Origin of the sequence: Flammeovirga aprica JL-4 (assembly GCF_012844305.1) — a bacterium.
GTDB classification, from domain to species: domain Bacteria; phylum Bacteroidota; class Bacteroidia; order Cytophagales; family Flammeovirgaceae; genus Flammeovirga; species Flammeovirga aprica.
This window is the reverse complement of sequence record NZ_JABANE010000126.1, coordinates 1-22,803: the sequence shown is the minus strand read 5'-3', so window position 1 is coordinate 22,803 and position 22,803 is coordinate 1. Positions and strand designations below refer to the sequence as shown.

18 protein-coding genes are annotated in these 22,803 nt (G+C 35.6%); 7 read left to right on the top strand and 11 right to left on the bottom strand.

What is annotated here, in order from left to right:
* Positions 1-988, bottom strand: a 988-nt coding sequence (locus HHU12_RS28840) for a linear amide C-N hydrolase (protein WP_169660204.1), incomplete at its 3' end; no start/stop codon positions are given.
* 57 nt (positions 989-1,045) lie between these two features.
* Between HHU12_RS28840 and HHU12_RS28835 the strand changes: the two genes are divergently transcribed.
* Positions 1,046-2,149 carry a helix-turn-helix domain-containing protein gene (locus tag HHU12_RS28835; protein ID WP_169660203.1) on the top strand — a complete coding sequence of 368 codons (1,104 nt, stop codon included), beginning with the start codon at positions 1,046-1,048 and terminating at the stop codon, positions 2,147-2,149.
* A gap of 232 nt (positions 2,150-2,381) precedes the next feature.
* Here the strand turns inward: HHU12_RS28835 and HHU12_RS28830 are convergent, their stop codons facing one another.
* The gene (locus tag HHU12_RS28830) at positions 2,382-4,763 is read right to left on the bottom strand and encodes an arylsulfatase (RefSeq protein WP_169660202.1); all 2,382 of its coding nucleotides are present in this window, start codon (positions 4,761-4,763) and stop codon (positions 2,382-2,384) included.
* Positions 4,764-5,127: 364 nt separating this feature from the next.
* Here HHU12_RS28830 and HHU12_RS28825 point away from each other — a divergent pair, with 364 nt between their 5' ends.
* Positions 5,128-6,105, top strand: a complete 978-nt coding sequence (locus HHU12_RS28825; protein WP_169660201.1) for a helix-turn-helix domain-containing protein — start codon at positions 5,128-5,130, stop codon at positions 6,103-6,105.
* Positions 6,106-6,328: 223 nt separating this feature from the next.
* On the opposite strand, the gene HHU12_RS28820 is transcribed toward HHU12_RS28825, so the two are convergent.
* The 4 genes from HHU12_RS28820 to HHU12_RS28805 form a co-directional block, all read right to left on the bottom strand.
* A complete protein-coding gene (locus HHU12_RS28820) occupies positions 6,329-7,339 on the bottom strand; it encodes an alpha/beta hydrolase fold domain-containing protein (protein WP_205960020.1) in 1,011 nt (336 codons plus the stop codon).
* Between the two features lie 322 nt (positions 7,340-7,661).
* Positions 7,662-8,498 carry an alpha/beta fold hydrolase gene (locus HHU12_RS28815; RefSeq protein ID WP_169660199.1) on the bottom strand — a complete coding sequence of 279 codons (837 nt, stop codon included), beginning with the start codon at positions 8,496-8,498 and terminating at the stop codon, positions 7,662-7,664.
* 31 nt (positions 8,499-8,529) lie between these two features.
* A complete protein-coding gene (locus tag HHU12_RS28810) occupies positions 8,530-9,933 on the bottom strand; it encodes a carbohydrate porin (protein WP_169660198.1) in 1,404 nt (467 codons plus the stop codon).
* 144 nt (positions 9,934-10,077) lie between these two features.
* Positions 10,078-11,877, bottom strand: a complete 1,800-nt coding sequence (locus HHU12_RS28805; protein ID WP_169660197.1) for an alkyl sulfatase dimerization domain-containing protein — start codon at positions 11,875-11,877, stop codon at positions 10,078-10,080.
* Between the two features lie 205 nt (positions 11,878-12,082).
* Here HHU12_RS28805 and HHU12_RS28800 point away from each other — a divergent pair, with 205 nt between their 5' ends.
* From HHU12_RS28800 to HHU12_RS28790, 4 genes are all read left to right on the top strand, one after another.
* Positions 12,083-13,066 (top strand): helix-turn-helix domain-containing protein, encoded by a 984-nt coding sequence (locus tag HHU12_RS28800; protein WP_169660196.1) that lies wholly within the window; start codon positions 12,083-12,085, stop codon positions 13,064-13,066.
* Between the two features lie 315 nt (positions 13,067-13,381).
* Positions 13,382-13,549 (top strand): hypothetical protein, encoded by a 168-nt coding sequence (locus HHU12_RS35135; RefSeq protein WP_205960019.1) that lies wholly within the window; start codon positions 13,382-13,384, stop codon positions 13,547-13,549.
* Positions 13,550-13,561: 12 nt separating this feature from the next.
* Positions 13,562-13,882: a transposase gene (locus tag HHU12_RS35130; protein ID WP_205960018.1), complete on the top strand. Its 321-nt coding sequence runs from the start codon at positions 13,562-13,564 to the stop codon at positions 13,880-13,882.
* A 546-nt stretch (positions 13,883-14,428) separates the two neighbouring features.
* Positions 14,429-15,787 carry a T9SS type A sorting domain-containing protein gene (locus HHU12_RS28790; protein WP_169660195.1) on the top strand — a complete coding sequence of 453 codons (1,359 nt, stop codon included), beginning with the start codon at positions 14,429-14,431 and terminating at the stop codon, positions 15,785-15,787.
* A 253-nt stretch (positions 15,788-16,040) separates the two neighbouring features.
* On the opposite strand, the gene HHU12_RS28785 is transcribed toward HHU12_RS28790, so the two are convergent.
* From HHU12_RS28785 to HHU12_RS28765, 5 genes are all read right to left on the bottom strand, one after another.
* A complete protein-coding gene (locus HHU12_RS28785) occupies positions 16,041-17,609 on the bottom strand; it encodes a DUF1254 domain-containing protein (protein ID WP_205960017.1) in 1,569 nt (522 codons plus the stop codon).
* A 265-nt stretch (positions 17,610-17,874) separates the two neighbouring features.
* Positions 17,875-19,050 carry a BamA/TamA family outer membrane protein gene (locus HHU12_RS28780; protein ID WP_169660194.1) on the bottom strand — a complete coding sequence of 392 codons (1,176 nt, stop codon included), beginning with the start codon at positions 19,048-19,050 and terminating at the stop codon, positions 17,875-17,877.
* 21 nt (positions 19,051-19,071) lie between these two features.
* Complete coding sequence (locus HHU12_RS28775; protein WP_169660193.1) at positions 19,072-19,569, bottom strand: cupin domain-containing protein; 498 nt, start codon at positions 19,567-19,569, stop codon at positions 19,072-19,074.
* 163 nt (positions 19,570-19,732) lie between these two features.
* Positions 19,733-20,383: a TorF family putative porin gene (locus HHU12_RS28770; protein ID WP_169660192.1), complete on the bottom strand. Its 651-nt coding sequence runs from the start codon at positions 20,381-20,383 to the stop codon at positions 19,733-19,735.
* Positions 20,384-20,718: 335 nt separating this feature from the next.
* Positions 20,719-21,408, bottom strand: a complete 690-nt coding sequence (locus HHU12_RS28765; protein ID WP_169660191.1) for a DUF2490 domain-containing protein — start codon at positions 21,406-21,408, stop codon at positions 20,719-20,721.
* A gap of 312 nt (positions 21,409-21,720) precedes the next feature.
* Between HHU12_RS28765 and HHU12_RS28760 the strand changes: the two genes are divergently transcribed.
* Positions 21,721-22,692 (top strand): helix-turn-helix domain-containing protein, encoded by a 972-nt coding sequence (locus HHU12_RS28760; protein ID WP_169660190.1) that lies wholly within the window; start codon positions 21,721-21,723, stop codon positions 22,690-22,692.
* Positions 22,693-22,803 lie beyond the last annotated feature (111 nt).

The following is a 22,803-nucleotide window of genomic DNA, read 5'->3' as shown; positions in this document are numbered from 1 at the left end:
GCTGTGTATGATAGCTGTATTGTAAATCATTGATATTCGCAGCTGTGGACCAAAGTGTCGTTGAACGTAGTGAATTATCAAAGTGATCTGCACTTGCTCCTTCACCACCGTCAGGACCTAATGGAAGGTTAAAGTTGTCTAGAATTCTGAATAATTCATAAACGGCTTCCTTAGCATCTGTTGTTTTTCGAGAAGTATGTGCATAGGCAGTTGCTCTTACAAAACGTGAAGCAGGTGTATTATCTCCTGGTAAACCTAAGAAACCTGATCCTGCACCATGGGGTTTGATCGTGATGTCATTGATTTCAATAGGATTTTGAGGATGAGGCGTAAGGTTTAAGTAATTGCTAAGATTAGTCAAGTGCCAGTCATAGTTAGGAGCATTTGTAATTACTCCAACATTTGAGTCGTACATTGTCAGTTCACCATTTGTAAACTCAATCACAACTGTAGCTCCAGTGGCATCAGACATCATCCAATGCCCTGGAAGTTCCAATCCTACAGATTCCAGAATAACACCAGTAACATTAATCTCTAATAATCCTTTTTTAACTTCAGCAACATCTTTAAAATTTGCAAGCATATAAGTCAATATATCTTGTGCTGCAATTGTGTTGTCAGCGTTTTTTTTATCATAAGCAGGATAATTTGCATAACCCGGATGATAGAAACCACCACCAGCTAGACCTGCTTCATTCATACCATCTGCTAGCACATCATCACCAAAGGCAGTAACTGCTATAAAACCATATTTTGATTGATAATCTTTTCCATTTCTTCCTTCTGGAGTAAGTCCCTTAAATTGATGACCTTGAGGAACTACGACCATTTTTGAATTGAGGTCAAATGCACCCCATTCTAATGTTCTACCATAAACGTAACTTCCATCTTCTGCTTTTAACTTAATGCCCGTACAGGCTTGTGAAAGTGGAGAAAAATAAATTAATAAAGCAATAGATAATACGATAGTTTTTAAAATATTCTTCATATCAATTTTTAATTTGTGTTGATCTTTGAATGATATAGTAAAGGTAGAAACTAGATCATGCTTGGACGTATCGTCAACGTTCAAGCAGCTATCGATTTCGCTCAACTCTCTTTCCTTATCATCAAAGGATGTTTTTACTTTGCCGCATTAAGTTGTTGCATTACTTTTGTGATGATGAAAGAGAAAGAACAGATCAAAACCTTCAAATTGAAAGAAGGGAATGCTAAGAACTATTTTAAAAGTTTACATGATGTACTTGGAGGTGAATATTCCGACTCCGCTTTTTTTTATCATGGGAAACATACTGAATTAAAAATGTCTTCCCTTAAAATTATGCAAGGATTAGAGTTGATTATTTCTCAAGCAAAATTTGGACAACCTTTAATCATGGAACGTGAACCTGACAATGATTCAGACACTATTCATATCTATATTGTATACAGAGGCAATGCAAATCAAAATTACAATGACCAATTACAGATGTTGGAAGCAGGGAGCATTAATAGTGTATTTATCTATAATGGATTATTTCCAACAGTCACTCACTTTCCTGTCAGTTCGAACTATAATTCTATTTCATTGAAATTATCAAAAGATGTGCTAATCCAATTATTCCCACATTCTTCAGATGATTTAATAAAAGCCTTGATTAATAATGAATCTATCGCTTATCATACAGGGTTACCGATTCAGATGGAAGCACTTATTGATGATATTCTGCATTATGAAAATACACAGTTTGAACGTATCCCCATGCTGATGGTAAAAGGATTAGAACTGTTCACTCAGATTATGTTATCCATCAAAGCTCTTATTCAAAATGATAAACTTCATGGATTACATCAAGAAGACTATAAACGATTGTTGGAAATCAAAAGCTATATTTTATCAAAGCTGGAAGATCAATTAGTAGTTGAGGACATGGCATCTGAATTCGGTGTTAGTATATCGAAATTGAAAAGAGACTTTAAAACGCTGTACGATACATCCATCTATCAATATTATACACATGCTAAAATGGACGAAGCCTATCGTAGGTTAAAATCCGGTAAATACTCTGTGATGGAAGTTGGCTACGATTTAGGTTATACCAGTATTCCTAATTTTTCATCCATGTTTAAAAAAATAAAAGGAGTTAGTCCTAAAAACGTCATCCCGTAGGGGCAGACCTATGTGTCTGCCCGCTGTACCACAATCAGAAACACAAAAAATCAGTAATGTGTATCCATAAAATAATTATCAACATAGTTTTTTACCAATGATAAATATGGTTTTGTGGTCATATAGATAAAACAAGAACCACAATACTTCAATAATTTGTATTGTGGTTCTTGTTGTGGTTCGGTGGGCAGACACATAGGTCTGCCCCTACGGAACTGTTTAATGTTTCCTATTATTTAGAAATATCGAAAGTTACCTTTTTCAATTTACCAGGTGTAAAGATGAATTTACCTTTGTCTTTGTAGTTTTTAGAAACGATACAACCTTCGTCTCTACCTACATCAAACACATCTCCACCGTAAGAAATACCCATTGTACGCTCTAGTTCGATGGTATCAACAAGCTTGTCGTTGATGAACAATTCTACTTTTGCAGCACCGTTCATACGTCTCTCGGAAGTGATTGTGTGCTTCAACGTTACTTTATAATCACCTGTTGGTACATCAACACCTTCATTCTCATACAACCAGTAACCTAATACTGAGTTTGTGTAGCGAAGCTTCCCATCAAGAACATATAGTGCGTGACCACCCATTGCTTTACCGATGGCGTAGATAACACCATCTGTATCTTTATCAGCTCCTTCGATGTGTGCGTTGATTACGTAGTCATTAGACTTCATTTGAGGTGCTGCATTCTCTGGCAATCTGTACACGTTAGGTGTAAGTACCCAGTTTGTTTTTGCGTCCATAGAAGTGTTTGATTCAGGCTGAATCACACGACCCATAGCACCACCAATTGGGAATACATCATACTTCTCAGCCTCATCCCAGAAGATTTTCTCCAATTCTTTAATTTTCTCAGGGTTTTGGTCTGCGATATTTACCGACTGAATCGGATCTTCATCAATGTTGTAAAGCTCCCACTCCATATCAAGAGGCTTCAAGTTAGCCAAGGCACCTGCACTCATTTGCCAAGGGTATCTGTAAGGCTTACCTGCTAAACTCCATCCTTCGTGATAAAGTCCCATGAAACCAAGACACTCGAAATACTGAGTTGGGTGATTTGTTTCTGCCTCTGCATCGTTCCATGCATATGTTAATGATTCACCAGGATATTCTTTTCTCTTCTGACCATTTACATAATCTGGAGCAGGTACACCTGTTACTTCAAGAACTGTAGGTACGATATCTGTAACGAATTGGAACTGACGCCTCCACTCACCTTGTGCTTCGATTCCTTTAGGGTAACGAATTGCCATTGCTGCCATTGTACCACCGAAGTGAGAACCTACTTGTTTTGTCCATTGGTAAGGAGTTGATAATGCGTAAGCCCATCCTGTTGCAAAGTGGTTACTCATATCTTCATTACCCCATTCTTCAAGACCACCCATACGGTCTAACCAATCCAATTGCTCATCCATTGTCAATGGTTCGTATCCGTTTTGGAAGAAAAGTTCTTGAATATTACCTGTTGGTGTCCCTTCTCCAGTTGTACCATTATCTGCTGTAAAGAAGATCACTAGAGTGTTATCTAACTCACCCATTTCTTCAAGGTGATCAAATACACGTGCAATTTGTGCATCCGTATGCTCCAAGAAAGCAGCGTTTACTTCCATTTGACGGCTTAAGTACTCTTGTCCTCTCTCACTGAAAGTATCCCATGCTGGAATTGATTCTGAAGGCCAATCTACCAACTTAGCATCTTGAGGAACAAGTCCTAAATCTTTCTGACGCTCAAGCATTTGATCACGCATTTCTTCGTAACCTTCATTGAATTTACCTTTGTATTTATTTCTCCAATCTGCTGGCGGTTGGATTGGTGCATGACAAGCACCTGGTGCATAGTACATAAAGAATGGCTCATCTCTAACGCCTCTCCAGTTGTCTAACCACTTGATCGCTTTGTCAGTCATATCAGTAGTGAAGTGGTAATCAGAACCATCTGCATTTTTCTTTGGAATATCCACTGCTGTATTGTTTTCGAATACTAATGGGTGGAACATGTTCATCTCACCACCTACGAAACCGTAGAAGTACTCAAATCCCCAGAAACTACCTGGCCAGTTGTGGAATGGTCCTGCCGCAGAACCGTCATCTAATTTTGTATTATGCCATTTACCGAAAGCAGAAGTAGCATAACCGTTTTCAACAAGGATTTTACCTAAGGCAGGTGTAGTATAATCTACCTCGTTATTATATCCTGAATAACCTGTTGAGAACTCACTTACGATACCTGTACCAATTTGATGCATATTGTATCCTGTTAATAGTGATCCTCTAGTTGGAGAACAGATCGCGTTCACCGCCATGTGTGAATAACGAATACCCTCATCACCAATTCTGTCGAATGCAGGAGTATTAATTGGACCACCATAAGATGAAACTGTACCGTAACCAACGTCATCTAACATTATGATTAAAACGTTAGGTGCATCTTCCGGTGCTTTTTTGGTTTCAATAAAATATGGTTTTGAATTATCTATTGTTTTTTCAGCAACACCTTTCCACTCACCAAGAGGGTAAGGAATGCTAATCGACTCCTTCTCTCCTCCTTCTTGTGCAAAACAAGAAAATGAGAGCGCCGAGAATAACATAAAAATTAATTTTTTCATTCTTCTGATTGTAGGTTAATTTTTAGAAATATTTTTTTGGTTGAAAGATGAGGTTTCATCTTCATTGAATTGACGTCATGATGTACCAACCGTACCACAACTAATGTATCTTAGTATAGATTCTACATAAATTTTGTAATGATATGAGAATTAATAGAGGGTAATTATTCGACTATCAATTTGTAAACTTTATGATACAAATGTAGTGGGAGGAAAAATGGAATTCTTGCCCTCACAGATCATTCAGTATTCGCGATAGATCAATTTTATTTTTTCTGAAAAATCTGTAAATATGGCTTTACTAAGGTTTTAAAATCTCTTTTGATGAAATATCTTTATACCCATAACTAATTGAAAGAATAGCATGGAGAAGTTTGAACTCACTTTTAAGGAAGGGATGACCTTTAGCGTAGTTGAAACATTATTAGAAAAAATTGGTGGTAATCTGATCAATGAAAATCAGTATAGATATAAAAAAGGGAGATCTAAGATTGAGTTTGACTTTTTCAATTTTTGGAATGGGTTTGAAGTAATTCTTATTGACTATTATAATCCAGTTGATGCAAACATCGATAGAATTCCAGATGGAGAACCAGACCTTATTCATATTAATATGATCATAAAGGGAGAAGTTGTTCAACTTTTTAATAATAAAGAAAAAGTTTTGAAATCAGATTCTGCTAAAAGCGTAATCATACACAATGGTTTATTTCCAATTGACGCTTATGTACCTGCAGACAAACATTATCAATCAGTAGGTGTACGAATCACCAAACAAGTATTCAAAGGAATCATGCCCGAAATATATCATGAGATAGAAAAAATGTTTCCCAATGATGATGGCATCGGGTATCACACCCCATTACCTGTAGAGTTGATCACACTACTTGAACAAATGTTCCTTTATAAAACCAATCTAAAGCTTAAAACACCTTACCTTCTTTCCAGAGGAATAGAGGTTTTGGCTATTTTAATAGAATACGTTATTTCTTTGATCCATAAGGACGAATTAAAAGGACTTCATTCCAGTGATTACCAAAGACTATTACAGATCAGACAAAAACTTGTAACCAACTTCGATCAAAAGATTTCTTTAAATGAAATCGCTGAAGAATTTGGTGTAAGTACATCCAAGCTTAAAAGAGATTTTAAAACGCTTTTTGATACGAATATTACGCAATATCGCATTCAAGCCAAAATGGAAGAAGCGTATAAACGCTTAAAAAGCGGTAAGTATTCTGTACTGGAAGTAAGTATTGACTTAGGATATGAAACTCCTTCTAAGTTTTCTACTATGTTTAAAAAAATCAAAGGAGTTAGTCCTAAAGATATTATTCCGTAGGGGCAGACCTATGTGTCTGCCCGCTGTACCACAATCAGAGCCACATAAAACACCATCAATCAATATCCGTATTGGATTTATGGATGAAAAATATGGTTTTATGTTTTAGTGGACATATGAATAAATCAACAGAACAAAACCACAACACTCCTATAAATTGTATTATGGTTCGTGTTGTGGTTCAGCGGGTAGACACATAGGTCTACCCCTACAGGTATTGCAATTAATTCATGTGTTTCTGAATATACTTCGCCATTTTTTCTAAAGCAACTTTAGTTTCAGTTGATTCAGTAGATTTAATTTGGAATACATGTGGCATTCCTTCATAAATATCTAAAGTAACAGTCTGACCAGCTCTATCAATTGCTTGATATAAACGGACAAAGTTACTTAGGAAGATTTCTCTTGTACCACCTTGGATTAATGTAGGTGGGAAACCTTTTGTAAAATCGCCATACACTGGAGAAACATAAGGATGCTTTTGATCTTCAGGAGCTGCATAAGCATCAGCAGAAGGACCTAAAACCTTTTCATAAACATAGTTTGATTCTGCATGTTTTAGCGTCATGTATGTATCTCCTGTTTCAGTGATATCAGCCCAAGGAGACCAAAGTACAACAACTGCTGGCATACCAAGACCTTCATCTCTTAATCTCAAAACAGATCCTCCTACAAGACCTCCGCCTGCAGAGTCACCGAAAATACCAATGTTTTCCATAGTAAATCCCTGTGCATTCAAACCTTTGAACACATTCACTACTTCACCTGTAATTTCTTTCCATTGAGCATTTGGAGCGACTGTATAATCAACAGAAATCACTTTCATTCCTGTTGCATTTGCAGCAAGGGCCGCGCTTGTAATTGTGTTATCAGCACTAAACATAGTGTAGCCACCACCATGAGTATAAATCAAACGTTTCCCGTCTTCTTTCCATCCTTTCGGTGTAATCTCTAAAACTCGAACGCCTCCAATTTTTTGTTCTTCAACAGTGATTTGATATTTTTCTTTCACATCTGCTTCTCTTCCAAATGCTACTTTAGACATTATGGCATTCAATTGCTTCCAACCTTCAATGTTATCTGCAGTTGGTGCATTAGGTCCTGCTGAAGGATCAGGAGTATTTTTAAAGATATTCTCCCAACTTTCAGAAACGGTTGAAGCAGCATAATTTCTTATATCAACATCCGGTGATTTTGATTCTTGGCTATAGGATATCGTAGCAACTGCACTCATTGCAAATAAGGTTAATATCGATTTTTTTAACTGTTCTAGTGATTTAAATATTTTCCTCATAATCTATTTATGTTTTTTGATTGTATTGATACTACAAATTTATTTATCAAAGCCCCATAATTTACTTCTTATCAGTTCATGCAATGATCCAAAACGGTCAAATATTAATTTACATTTTCTGGCTTAGTAAAAAGAGAAATCACCTTATATGCAAAACAATAAGGTGATTCAGTATTTAACAAATTCCTACAAAAAGATATATTTTAAATGTGTAGGTTGAACGATAACATTAAAATGATTTTGTTATTCTATAAAACTAAAACTATCCTTTATAATCTTTGATAAAATCAAGAATAATTGGATTTAACTGATCCGAAGCATCCATAGTAATCCAATGGCTTACACCTTCGAATGTATGGTACTTAAAATCGCCGTTTACAAATTCTGCTGTTCCAGCCATTTGTTCTTCAGCTAATGCCATATCTCCTGTACTCCAAACTGCTTGTACAGGGATTGTCGCATTTGGTAATGGTAACTCACCTGAGAATGCTGCCATAAAATTGGCTCTATACCAGTTTAAACCAGCGGTCATTCTTCCTGGACGAGAAAGGTCTTTGATCCATGTTTCAGCACCTGGGTGATTTTCTATAAATGCTCTGAATAATGCCCAATCATCTTTCGCTAACATGGTTTCAGCAATTCCTTCGAACTGATAGAATAATGCATACCAACCCAATTGTTTTTGACGAATACCTGCCTTAGCATAAGAGTTTGGATGACCTACTGATAATGGCATATAACACTCAAAACGATCTGCATGAACAGTAGCTAAATACCAGCCAACAAATGCACCAAAATCATGGCCTACTAATCTTGCTTTTTGAACCCCTAAATGATCCATCAATGCTAATGCATCTGCAGCAATTTTATCTATTGTATAATGTTCAACTCCTTCTAATAATTCACTATCACCAAATCCACGTTGATCTGGAGCAATTACTGAATAACCGGCATCTACTAATGGTCCTATTTGATTTTCCCATAATTCTGCTGAGTCTGGAAATCCATGTAATAATAATACTGCAGGGCCTTCTCCTTCATAAACATACTTTAGGTTGATGCCATTAATAATTTCTGACTTTTTTTGATATTTCATCATTATATATTTTTGGTTTGAAAATAGTTATCTGTTAAAAGAAGTATCTCGCTTTGATAGTCGGAGCAAATACAAAGTTGTTTGCGGGGTTGAACGATGGGTTCATAACAAATTGTGCTCCTGGCGTTAACCACATATCTGGGAAAAGTAACATTTTCCAATACACTTCTGCTTGCCATTGACCTTCTGAACGTACCGGTCCTAATAAAGTACTGAGGAACTTCTCATCCTCTGTTGTAGGGTTGTTCAGTTTATCCGCATTCACCGGGTTGATTCTTGAATAGTTGATTGCAAAGTTTAACTCACCTTGGATATTGAAAGGTTGTAATAGAGCAACACCTGCAGACGCTACGATATCTGATAAAGTAGCTGCACCTGCTGCACCACCAGTAATATTACTCCAAGCACCATTGGCAAAACCTACAACATTTCCCCATTGTTTACTACCGTGTACTTTTACAGACCATCCCGGCTCAGAGAATGATGAGTACAATGTTTCTGCCGCTCTATCGGTCCACATTACGGTAGCATGTAAGTGGTCAAAATCGTTTGCTCCACGTACCCAGTGTTTACCTACTTCTAAACCAGCAACCACAGTTCCATGTCTTAATCCACCCCAGTCGATGATACCACCAATTTGGTTGTTATCCTGTACAATACCAGAAACGTATAGTTCTGAATCTGCAATTGGCTTCCAATTAAAAGCGACACCAACAGAAGACGCTCCCATAGGTAAAACATGCCAAGGTACTGTATTAGCACTGTTTGAAAAGGCAACTCGGTTATCTTTGAATCGGTTAAAATCCAAAACGCCTAATGGTGAAATATAACCCGCTCTAATCCAAGCACGATCTTTTTTAAATTTTTGTTCCCAGAACACAAATGGTAAGGTTGCACCACTCCAAACGTTGGTCATATCAACACCTCCACCAATACCAGTAGAAACTAAGATAAACATCGGTGAAATATCGCCATATCCATGTCTAACATCCATGATTACGTTAAGGCTACCTTCCCAATCTTTTCCTTTATTAATTGGTGTCCATTTAAAATCCATGGCAAATACACCTGCACCTGCAGTATTCCCCATTTGAGGGAATTTTAAATGTGATTGAGGTACGATAGAGAATACATTGTGATAACTGGCTCCAATTTGGATTCCTGTTCTTTCATACAACTCTTCTTTCCATTTAAAATAAGGCCCAATGTTCATGTTGACGATCGCACCAGGTTCAGGAAAACTATGGTTTAAATCCGTTTTTATATCTCTAGGCTGTTCAGGTGTTAAGCCTTCAATATTAGGATAATGTGGTAGAGTATCTGAGTCGTATCTTATGTCCTTTGGTTTATTTTGAGCATAAGATTGATTGATAAAAGTTCCTGAGAAAAATATAAATATCAGCAGAGACTTTATGATTGGTTTTATAATAGATTTCACTTTAATATCTTTTATTTGATTTTGTAGGAATATTTTTTTGTAGTGAGCTTTCAAACTATATATTTCGATAGCCCTCTAAAGAATTTGAGTAGATGTATGCGATAGTCATTAGATCGACCATCGCATACATGAGAAGTTTATTAATTAGATCGCATCAAAATTCTTGAATAACGATACTGCTGTTTTTTCGCCTTCTATTTGGATTTTATTTCCTTCTATTAAATCTTCAATTGATTGAGGATTAGTAAAGAACGCTAGGAATGTCTCCTTATCCATTTTCAAAGTTGTTTCTGTTGAGAACTTATAGTCGTTGATATTATCGATATATTGACAAACTCCTTTTCTTACATGGAAACCTGCTAATTGTTGGTCACTATCTGTAATTTCGATGGCGATAACATGATCACAGTTCTCTGTAGCTTCAGGATTGATTCTGATTCTTAATGCATCAATAAACTTGTTCGCATCTTTATCAATTTCAAATGGTTGAGGAGCAATATTCTTAGGCATTGGACCTTTACCAGTCAAACCTCTACCTTGAGATAACAAGAATCCTCTAGCAATCGATGAAGTTTGAGAATAACCCGTTTCCATCATCAACTCACCTTTCCACTTCAATAGATCTTGATCTTCTTCATTCAAGACTAATAAGTAGTTGACTAACTCCATACTCCAAAGCAACTCCTTATTTTCTTGTGCTTCTTTTGCCAACTCTACCACTTTATCATAACCTCCTAACGCAGGCACTAAACGCTCTGCTCTAGCTTTTGGAGGAAGAGCCAACATTGTTGAGGCATCTCCGTTCCACCATCCCATCGCAATGTTAGCGATATAAGGAGGATACCAAGTCAGTGTTCCGTAGTTTTGAGATAACTCAGGAGTATTCAACATATGCTCCGGCAATTTGACAAAGTCACGTAATTCCTCAGGACCTTTACCTTGAAGCATACCTCTTAATGTTTGATCCATTACCAAACGTAAGAAGTCACCATAGGCACTTAAACGAGTTGCAATTTCTTCTTTTCCAACAACTGCTCTTGCATTTACGTTGATCAAGATTTCTGGAGACAACTCCTCTAAAACATCAATTGATTCTACCCAGAATGCTGGATCTCTATAGTCCGCTCCACGTGGAGTATAAAGGTTAGGCATCATTGGAGCAAAGTTGTTCGTGAAAGCAATCTTTCTCGATGGTACCCAAAGTGTTAAACAATCATCAGTATCACTACCACCTTTTGTAAAGAACTGAAGGTCAATCCCTGCGATGTTCATCATCTCACCATTCTCTACATCTTTTGTTACAGGTTGGAATCCACCTGGCTCGTAGTTTAATGAGAAACCAACAGCACTATCTTCGCCTTCTTTTGGAAGATACATTTGTACTTGCTGAATTAATCTACCCCATTGTAATGGCTGAAGTTCTGGGAAGCTACCTCCTGTTCCTCCACTGTTTGCCATGTTGTAATTTACTTTTGGATGACCGATGATCATTACATCTTCTTCACCATCAGTAATATATTTTGTACCATGTACATAATGAGAGTGACTATAAATAACCGCTTTAATAGGTTTGTCGGTTACCTTACGAATTTCTTCTTTATATCTGATGCCGTCTTCGCTATTTTCTCCTGCATCGTAAACAATAACTCCCTCAGGGGCTACGATAAATGAAGCATTAAGACCTACACCAGTAATTACATAGAAGTCTTTGGCAATTTCAATAGTCTCTTTCTTTTGATAAAAGACTTCTTCTAATTCACTGAATACTTGCTTATGGGCTTTACCTCCATTGGCTCCCTCACCATATTCTACATCTATTCCCATTGCATAATTTAAAGAAGGATCCTTAAATTTCCCCTCTTTATCTTGGGCATTTACATTGTTCATAAATACAAAAGCAGAAAGCACAGTGGCTGCTAATACGTTTCTTCTTGTTGGTTTCATATTCTCGTTCTATTTGTAATTTGATAATACAAAAGTAGAGTATGGAAAACCGGTCAGCCACTCTGATAAGTCCATGTGATAATCCAAAAAGTTCAAGAGTATACTTTATTTGAATCTTCACAGAAAAATGTACAATTACATCTTATAAACAACAAGAAGACAATGGAATGCTTATATTGTAATTCGAAACATTATTATCTTTTTTATGCTTGAATTAGTCTATCAGGAGGCCAATATTGAACAATTATTTGAGGTATTGACAAAGGAATTAAAAAGAGATGCAAGAGAAGGAAATCACTTTCTTTACTCTCATGAAGACTCCTTTATTCACTTCTATTTCTATAAATTGATAGAGGGATTTGATGTCTTTATTTCAAATTGCAAATACAAGGAGGATATTCATACACAGAGATTACCTGATAATGACCCCGACCTTATTTTCATCAATATTGTCAGAATCGGAGATGTTTCTCATGAATTGGTGAATGAAGAAGATCAAAAACATTTAGATGCCGATAGTCAAAAGAGAATCTTGATTTATAACGGCATGTACCCTATCGAAACGCTCTTTAAGGCCAATACACACTTCCAATCCTTGGGCTATTATGTTTCCAAAGATGCATTTACACAATTGATGCCCGATCATAAATCTGTTTTCCGTCAGTTGTTTCCTGGTACAGAAGGTTTGGCTTACTATACTTTCCTGCCAATTGAATTGAACCCTTTATTGGACGATGTATTTCATTTAAGAGAAAAAGTGATCGGTTCCAATCCTCTTATTTTAGCACGTGCATTGGAGATTTTTGCTTTGTTATTTCAATCTATTATCGGGATGTTGGATAAGGATGACTTGAATGGATTGCATTATGATGATTATCAGAGACTATTAAAGATAAGGACGGTACTAAGTGGTAATTTTGATCAGAAAATAGTAATAGATGACCTTGCAAAAGAGTTTGGGGTAAGTGTTTCTAAATTGAAAAGGGACTTTAAAACACTCTTCAATTCGAGTATTTATCAGTATCACCTCAATGAAAAAATGGAGGAAGCCTATAGAAGACTAAAAGAAGGAAAGCAGTCTATCACCGAAATCAGTATGGATATGGGCTATGAAAATCCTTCCAAGTTTTCAGCTATGTTTAAAAAGATCAAAGGGCTAAGTCCTCATGAGGTTATTCCTAGTCATTAAATAGGATAATTGGATATATACCGCCCGTAGGGGCAGACCTATGTGTCTGCCCGCTGAACCACAATCAGAAACACAAAAACTAATTAAATGATGATGTGAAGCTATAAAATGCAATTGAGTGTTGGATTGTATAATATGGGATTTAATAATGTTGGCGTTATAATTCAGTTGACAGGTGGTTCATACTTAAAATGAATATGGTTCTTGTTGTGGTTCTGTGGGCAGACACATAGGTCTGCCCCTACGTGGTTCTTGGAATAAAATTTGTTTCGATCATCAATAAACAAACTATTCATTTAATCTTAACGATTCATCATGTTAAAGCAACTAACTTCTCGACGTTCTATCCGTCTAAAAGGCTATGATTATTCTCAATCTGGACTTTACTTTATTACTATTTGCGTTCAGCATAAAAAGCACTTATTTGGTAAAATTGAAAACCATGAAATGATATTGAATGATGCTGGTATTATGATTGAGTAATGGTATCAGGAATTGGAATGTAAATTCATTAATATCGCTTGTCAGGAAATGATCATTATGCCCAATCATTTTCATTGTATTATTGAAATCAAAGAAGATTATAATTCTATACCTATTGGCTCAATTGTTCAATGGTTTAAGACAATGACAACCAATGATTATATCCGTGGTGTTAAAACCAAGAAATGGAAAGCATTTGATAAACGATTATGGCAACGTAATTATTGGGAACATATCATCAGAAATGAGCACGAACATGAAAAGATAGCTAATTACATTATCGATAATCCGTTATGTTGGGAAAAAGATAAATTAAATGTAGACCTCCCGTAGGGGCAGACCTATGTGTCTGCCCGCTGAACCACAATCAGGAACACAAAAAAACATCAGGTAATTGATCACAATACAATAAATTATCATTGGATCTTATAAGATGATATTTCTGATGGTCCGCGTTGTAATTCAGTTGACTGTTGGTTCGTAATGAAAATGAATATGGTTCGTGTTGTGGTTCAGCGGGCAGACACATAGGTCTGCCCCTACTGGTTCGTGAAAAAATTCATTCTCTTAACAATGCTTAAAATAAAGGTAGCTGTCTATATAAAATTATAGCAATTATAAACTTAGCAAGAAGTCTAAAATAGCTATTAATGGTTATAAAAACAGCTTTATAAACCATTTTATATTCTAAGTTAATGTTGATAATACAAAACGATATTGTTATCAGATTTCTATGGAATAGTATACAGTTTTTGTCTAGTGTTGATTGTTGGGAATCTAATTCTTTACCACGTATTTGAGTTTGAAATGAGATGCTATTTATCTGCATGTAAACTTAAATCAAGCCCATACTAAATGGGTACAATTAACGAATTTGAAATGAAACACAATTATCTATTAATCTTATTTTTCTTCTTTTTGGGAAATAAGATTAATGCTCAAGAATGGAGCAACATTCCCGTACCAGCGTGGTCAGGACCTAACCACTATTGGGAACTTCAGAGCAATCTCTCTGATGACTTTAACTATAATTTCAACGCTGTAAACTACAGAAGTAACTTTGGAAATGGAAAATGGTATAATTTCTATCACAACGCTTGGGATGGACCGGGTACTACCTATTGGAAACACAATAAAGTAAAGGTAGATGGTGATAACCTTGTGATCACTGTTGCGAAGACCAACAACACTACAAAAATGGGAATTCCAGGAGTATTATCAGGCTGTGTCACTTCTAATAATAAGGTGATTTACCCTGTTTATGTTGAATCAGCAATCAGTGTCGCCAATATTTCATTGGCATCTTGTTTCTGGCTTTTGAGCCCAGATGACACACAGGAAATTGATATTATTGAAAACTATGGTAACGTGCCTTGGTTTAAACAATTTACTCACATCAGTCATCACTCTTTTATCCGAAATCCTTTCACAGATTATCAACCTAGAGATTGGAATAGCTGGTATCAAGACAGCAGAGTAAATGGTAATTATGGATGGGGCGATTGGTGCTGGAATAACGGCAACAGAAGATATGTTAGAATGGGTGTCTATTGGGTTGGACCAAAGCACTTTGAATACTTTATTGACGGGCAGTTAGTAAGAGTACTTTATCATAATGCTACAGCAACTAAAGTCGATGGCACTTGGCAATACCAATATTTCAATTCAATGTCTGGTCAATTCCCGACCAATAATGCAAATGGATACACCGCTGTAACTACTTACACAACTAGTTCTACTTACAGTTTCCCTACGCTTCAGGCAGCAAGTAATAATTCAAATGGCATAAGTGTAATAGACCCTGGTAACTTCCAAAATGGGGCTGGATTTACCAAAGCGATGGATATTATTATTAATGTTGAATCGCAACAGTGGTTAGCAACAAGTCATTCTCCTTCTGATGCCGATTTAGCTAGTTCGGCGAAGAATCAAATGAAGGTGGATTGGGTGAGGGTTTACAAATTGAAACCTACATCAAATGCAAGAAGCAATTCTACGGTATCTGATGCTCTTGTCAATGAAGGAATAAAACTTTCTCCAAATCCAGCCAATAATTTTGTAAGAATTTCAGGATTAGAAGAAGGTGACTTCGAAGCAGTTATTGTTTCTTTACAAGGCAATGTGATTTCAAGTCAAATAGTCAATAAGGAAGCAAATACCCTTTCTACTACACATCTTTCTCCTGGTGTCTACATCATTAAAGTAGCAGGAGAAGCACAAAAACTTTTAATCAATTAAGACTGTATTTAAATAGTATCTTGTTTTATGGGAGTTTCCAAATATGGGAACTCCTTTTTTGATAATTATTTCCAACAATTTTTAATACAAAAAGACCTCACCTCATAATGTGACACATCATCACCTTATAAGGGGAAAGGCTTCAACCTTACCATGTGGCACTCTTCAACCTTATAAGGTGGCAGACCTCACCCTTATAAGGTTGAACACCCCACCCAAATAATTGTGAGGACTAAACTACTTTTTTCTATAATTAAATCAGTTCAATCTCAGCAGGTCTCCAAGTTTGATCAATCCACTTTTCAGTTGGACCAAACATTCTCAACATGACAAACCAACTCTTATTGGGAATGGTCTGCAACCAATTATTTTCATACCCTTTTGGTGCTTTTGGTCCGAAATAGATGAGATATGATCCATCCTCTTCCATTTTCATGTTTTCCAACTGACTACCAATTGTAGGTGTTGGTTGATCCGTTTGCAACATCGATCTTGTTTGAGAATCATATATTGTCAGTGCCCAAAAATCCTTAACTGGAGGGTTAGGTGGAATTCTTAGTTTATAAGTTCTCTTTCCACTAAATGGGCGTTTTTTATGATCTAACATCAGTAATCCATAATCAGAACCTTTGCCGGGTGTTTTAACAGACATGGCCGGTGAAATTCCCGAATAAGGAAAATGAAGCATGGTTCTGGCATCTGAATTCATGGTATGCCCGTCTTCACCTGTGAAGAAAACATTTTGGTCTGTAAACAATCTCATCCATGCACTTTCGGAATCAGGATACATTTGTACACCGTTCATATGATTGATAGTACCGGCTGTTCTTGGATACCAAACAATGGAGCGTGCAGTGGCATTCCCAATCAACACTGCATCATTGAGTATTCTTTTTAAACGCTTATCGGGTGAAAATGACTTCCCTTTTTCTATACCAATTGAAGCTAAAAGACCTCTTGTCTCTGCATCAATCATATCTAAAGGTTCTTCTTGTATTACTTCATGAATAGCTTCATAGAAATGAAAATCGTTTGGATAAATGGTATTAAAATTTTGGCCTGAACCATCAATAAACACCATTGGTTTTGGATTGTCTTGTGCTTCTAATGGGTAAATCTTAAGATTGTTGACGATATGATCTTTAGCACTTTTAGCTCCATTTTCTAAAGTCATTCTCATCAACATCCAAAGTCGGTAAGTAGAAGAACGGATAACATGATAACCTTCTGGAACTTCTTCATCATAGGCTGGAGGCAACAATAGGTACTTTCCACCTTCACCTTTATCTGGACCAAAAGGGCCAATGTCAGAGACATAATAAAACCAAGCGTCATTAATGGCTCCCGTCATCTCTAAGGGTACTTCCATTACTAACGGACCCGTTTCTTTTAGATTGATAATGGGGTTGACATAAAGTGTGGAGGTATTGGCAGTGAGATAAAGTGATTTTGAATCTAACTGCAAAAGCATTACTCGGTTGTATTCATCAGCTCCTAATGCTTGGGGACCTTTGATCAAATGACGCATTGATGCCGCTTGCATACATTTCAGGTAAACATCCACTCCTCTCATTCTGTCTAGATTGTCATAGACCAAATCTACAGTCTTTTTTATAGGAACTCCATCCATAAATCGTAATGCTCCGATGGAAGTATTGATTTTATTGGGGGTAATAATTCCTTCAGGAATCTCAGTGGTTTGACTGAAAGAAGGGATTTTGTTATTCTCGTGATTTAGTAATAACAGTAATAGGAAAGAAATGCACAAGATGGCTAGAATAGCATTCATCTTCTGATTTTCAGTTTTGAATATTGATTTCATGGTTTAATAATTTTTAGAAGAAATAGATGTTGAAATTTTATTCAGTTATTAATTGATATATCTGGTTCGTATTGTGGTTCGTGAGACGTAAAGCATTGCGTCTCTACAGGGGACCTCTTCCAATCATTGCTATAATTCAATTGAAAAAATATTGTATATAGAGCCACAATGCCTTGTGGCTCAAGAACCATCATAAAAACCACTTTTCAGATCATAATAGGATCATTTTTTTGTCCAAATGTTTAAGCCAGATGAAATAGATTGATTAGAAGAATTCGCTAATGCCGAAATAAAACATATGACCGTCTTTACCACATGCATAATCGACATTAATATTCATCCGTTCGTAAGGCAGTAATCTATAGCGGGCACCCACTGAAAAAGCAGGCAACCATTCTGAGTTTCTAAAACTTTGAGACATACCCGTTTCGTCATCGCTTCCGAAGACTTTACCAATGCCTACGGAGCCTACAAAACCTAGTTTGTGATTTAACCAAGGCGTTTCTTTACGATACTCCGCTTGGAAGTTAACCAAGTTCCTATCCATTCGGCGACCTGCTTCATATCCTCTCTGTAATACTTCTGCAGCTCTTCCGTAAGTAGACCAGAAATCTCTAGCGGCATCCTTAGAAACAAAACGTCCGAAACCTTGGAAAGCAATCACATTACTGATATGGCCAACCGTGAAGAATTGTCTATAATCTGCTGTAAAAATATTTTGGCTGTTCTCTCCAAGCATCTGATCCATTCTCACATTAATATACTTTCCTTTGTAAGGGTAGTTAACATTGTCTCGTGAATCATACGTCAAAGCATAACGTAAACCATGGGTGTTGATAAACTCATTTCCAAAACCATTGGCTTCTAATAAACGATTCGATTCTTCATTTCTTCCTTCAGTCTGACGTCCTGAATAGATATACCCTAAACCGGCATAGACTCTTGAGAAGATCTTTCTTTCTACCATCATATTAAACATAGTAATATTAATGGCAACATCAGCCTGTTCTAATGCTTGCTCTTCATTAGAAGGATCAGGAGATAACTTATAGATTTGATTTGCTCGTCCAAACATGCCAAAGTTATTAATTCGCCAAAGGTCTTCTTTTAGATAGAGATCGTTAAAGAAACCTGCAAAATAACTACCGTTAGAAGTGTAATTACCTCCTATTCCAGACATAGACGGAGGTGAAACCAGATCTCCTTTACTTGGATAATAAGTAATAGAACCTAATAGTGTCGCGCCCCATTTTGTGGCGGGATCATAAGAAGGCAAGGGTACAAGATTGAATTTCACTCCTTTTCTTTCTTCCTCATCATCAAATTCTGGTCGGTCTTGATGCTTTGTTTTCTTTGTATCATCCGTTTCATTTTGAGCAAATGAATTTACTCCTGTTAGCATCCAACAGGCTAGTAGCAAAAATTGTAATTTAGTTTTCATTTATATTGTTGCTTGTTATTATTATTCCCCAAAAGCATCCCAAGCTTTTCTTTCCACTACAATTAGTTCTTTATAATCAGTGGGCATATCCCAAGTACCTGCATAGTTTTTGGGAACAAAGAACACATCACCAGGGAAATAAATTTTCTCATTTTCACCTTCAGGTTGAAGTTTAACCTTCCCGTCTAAGACCAATACAAATTGATCATAAGGGTAGCCATCAACTTTCAATTTCCCAGGTTTTGACATCCAAATAGCTCCAACTAATTCCTCCCCTTTGTAAACCACTTTTTCCCATTGTCTTAAATCTCCATGAAGTTTATATTTCTCTGGCCAAGAAGGCAATGCTGTTAAAGTTTTTTCATTATAACTAGAATGATTCTTTTGGATTGTATTAAAGTTCATAAAATCTCTTTTTGTATCGATAGAAGATACGATACCTTCTTTTTCTCCAACTTTAATTCCTTTACACCCTAAACAGCACATTATTAACAATAATGCACTCACTAACTTTTTCATATCTATTGTATTATTTTGATTGTTTCTTTTTCACACTGAATAGATAACACTTGAATTTAGTTTTGAAAAAACACGCCCCATTTATAAAACAGGACGTGTAAAAAAATTATTAAACTAAAATACGTGATTTTAATATCTATTCATTATCAAACTATTATGCTATTTAGAAGTTCACTCCAAAGATCAAGTGAACGGCTGAAACATCTGGATTGTAGACCGTACCACAAAATAAGGACGGACTGTATTTTTCAGTAAGCTTCAGATCAAAGGTTTTCGTCAAGCTAACATTGACTAAATTGAAATTATCGTTTAAGGTATACTCATGATTACCAGCTCCGACTATCAATTCAAAACCTTTATAATTGTATCCCACTTCTACATAAATATCATTATCTTCACTGAAGTTAATGTACCCTGCAAAATGGAAATTCTTTATCCTTTGTATTACTCCTAACTCAAATGAGTGACCTACATTTGATTCCTCTTGATCAAGGTTCTGGATCGTTTTAGGACTATCAAAAGTAGCTGTTGAGTAAACGTAATCTATAACCTGTAGGCTCAACCCTATTTTCTCAAATGTATATCCTACTCTATATTCAAATTCATATACTGCATTACTCTTCAAAAATGCATAGGTTCCCCATCCTCCAACATAAAAACCTTTGTAGTTCAATTCCACATCCGGCTGTATGGCAGGGCTGTAACCGTAGTCAATACCTCTCCACACATAGTGATTAACAAGATCAGCTCCTGCTGAAAACTGCAATTTGTCTTGAGCATAAAGATTTCTAAAAACCATTATGATCAACAACATTATTAGTAGTATAGTCTTAATTATTAATCGCATTTTAGTTGTTCTTTATGAAGAATGAGAAATGATGTTGAATCATTTTCAACATTACAAAGTTGGTGATTTCGGTATCAACTTTATGGTATATTAAAATCTCTTTTTGGTAAAAAAAGAAAGTCCTTTGTTTACCCAATTTCGACATATTGTATTTTCCTCCATTTTTTCAAGAAATAAGAAATTAGTAGTGCTATTATCATCTTCTGATATTTTAGTTTTGTTGTTCCTCTGATACATTACAAAAGTAGTATATGTACTTCCGAATCTTTTTTAAGAAAAGGTCAGCCTATTTTATAAAATGGTCAACGTATCTTTTTCTTTTCAAATAGTCTATTAAATTTCAAAGGTTTGATAGTATGATCAATTCTAACTCTTATGAGCTTACTGTTATTGTTCATCAAGTTCTCGTTTCCAATAAAGGATCTTTCTTTGATAAGTTGAATTGTTAAGAAAGTGTTTTTACTTACATTATGAGAGATACCAAAAACAGTTCGATTACTTGCTAACTCTGGTCCTGATGGACTGTTAAGGTTAATGAAAGGTTCAAGTCCTACTGACAAAACTCCAATATATGTGGGTAAGCTAACAGATGGACTATATCTTAATCTAACATTAAGAGGTCTTTCATTATCAAAGAATTGTTGCTCAAAACGAACCCTATTAGTAATACTTAAGCTACCAATGCGATTATTAATAATAATGTCTTGAAAAGGTCTTAATTCATTGGGTACGGTATTCCCATGCAAGTATTTTACTCCTCCTCTTAAATGTACATTATTGGTCAGTTCAAACCTTAATCCTGTTCTATATTGCCATCTCTCAAAACCCATGATATCACTTCTGTAGCCTATATCTGAATCTAATGAAAACCGGTAAGATAATTTGTAGGTATTGAAATAGTGTAACCACAACACATGGTCTTGAGCGATCACATTGGTTTGGCTCAAAAAGAAAACCAATAGAAAGGATAAACTGCTGATTATCTTTTTCATATTGGTGCTTTATTAATTTGGTTGAAAATAGAAACTTTAAGTAATGGGGAATTATATCTTCTTTTATAGTCTAGATTTGATTCTGATAATCGCATTTTAGTCTTGTTTAATTGATACTTGAGAAATAATGATTACTCCTTTCACAAAGAAAATTAAAAGACAAATAGAACTTTGGTAGATTCAGAAGAAGTATTGGTAAAAAAGAAAAGGGTTAATTTATAGCTGTTAATGTATACTGTTTTTTTAAATTAGTAATAGTGAATATAAATCCTCTTGTACTTTTACATTATCATAAAATTTAAATCTTAAACAATGAATATCCACTTCTTAAATGGTCAATACACTGAGAAAGCATTAGAAGAGTATATCTCAACATTTGATGAATTTAAAATCAATAGAAATCACTATTGGGGAAAATCGGAAGATGGTGAGTTCAACTATTGGTTGTTTGATGAATTTGGAGAGCTTTTGAGTTCAGTCATGTATGAGATCAAAACAAGTAAACCTGTTCGCTTATTTGATATTTATGAAAAAGAGAAAGGATTTTTGCTTTCTTTTGTTATTGATTCTAATGTGAGTTATAACAATAAATCTATTGGAAGTGGTTTTTCTGAAGGAGCTGTACTTTTTAATTCTAATCAAAAAATCACCTTAGATGTAGATGAAAATAGAACTTATAAAGGGATTACATGCCACCTTTCTTATGAATTAATGAGAAAAACTGGAAGAGAAAATTTTGATGAGCTAAAAGACTTAGTAGTCAATCAAAATCATTTTGCCTTATTTGAATCCATGACCTATGAAATGGAACAATGCTTAAGAGAATTGTTCGCTTTACAAACTGAAAAAGTCGGTAGATATGGCTTCTCATCTGCAAAAATCTTAGAATTGATATCCCACTTCTTTGTACAACTCTACACACATCGAACAGGACATAAGAAATTTGACCTTACTGAGAAAGAAACGATTGCTATTTTCAATATCAAAAGTAAAATAATGGAAGACTTAATGCACCCTCCAACCATTGAAGCCTTAAGTATAGATTATGGTGTGAGTATTCCTAAATTACGAAAGGACTTTAAAAATGTATTTGGCTTATCCCCTCATCAATTTATTATTCGTGAACGTTTATATGAAGCTAGAAGAAAGGTCATTCAAACCAAAGACAGCATGACTGAAATTGCTGATCTTTTAGGATTCACTGATTCTTCCCATTTCACTAAGCTTTATAAGAAAGAATTTGGAGTGACGCCATTGAATGATCGAAAAGAGCATCATAGCTAGCTTCTGTTTACAAAAAATTCATTATCTATATAAGTAGATAGTAACTACTCACCGACATTAAATTAGACAAAAAGTAAGTCAGCGATAATTTAAATTTAATAAAATCTTCAT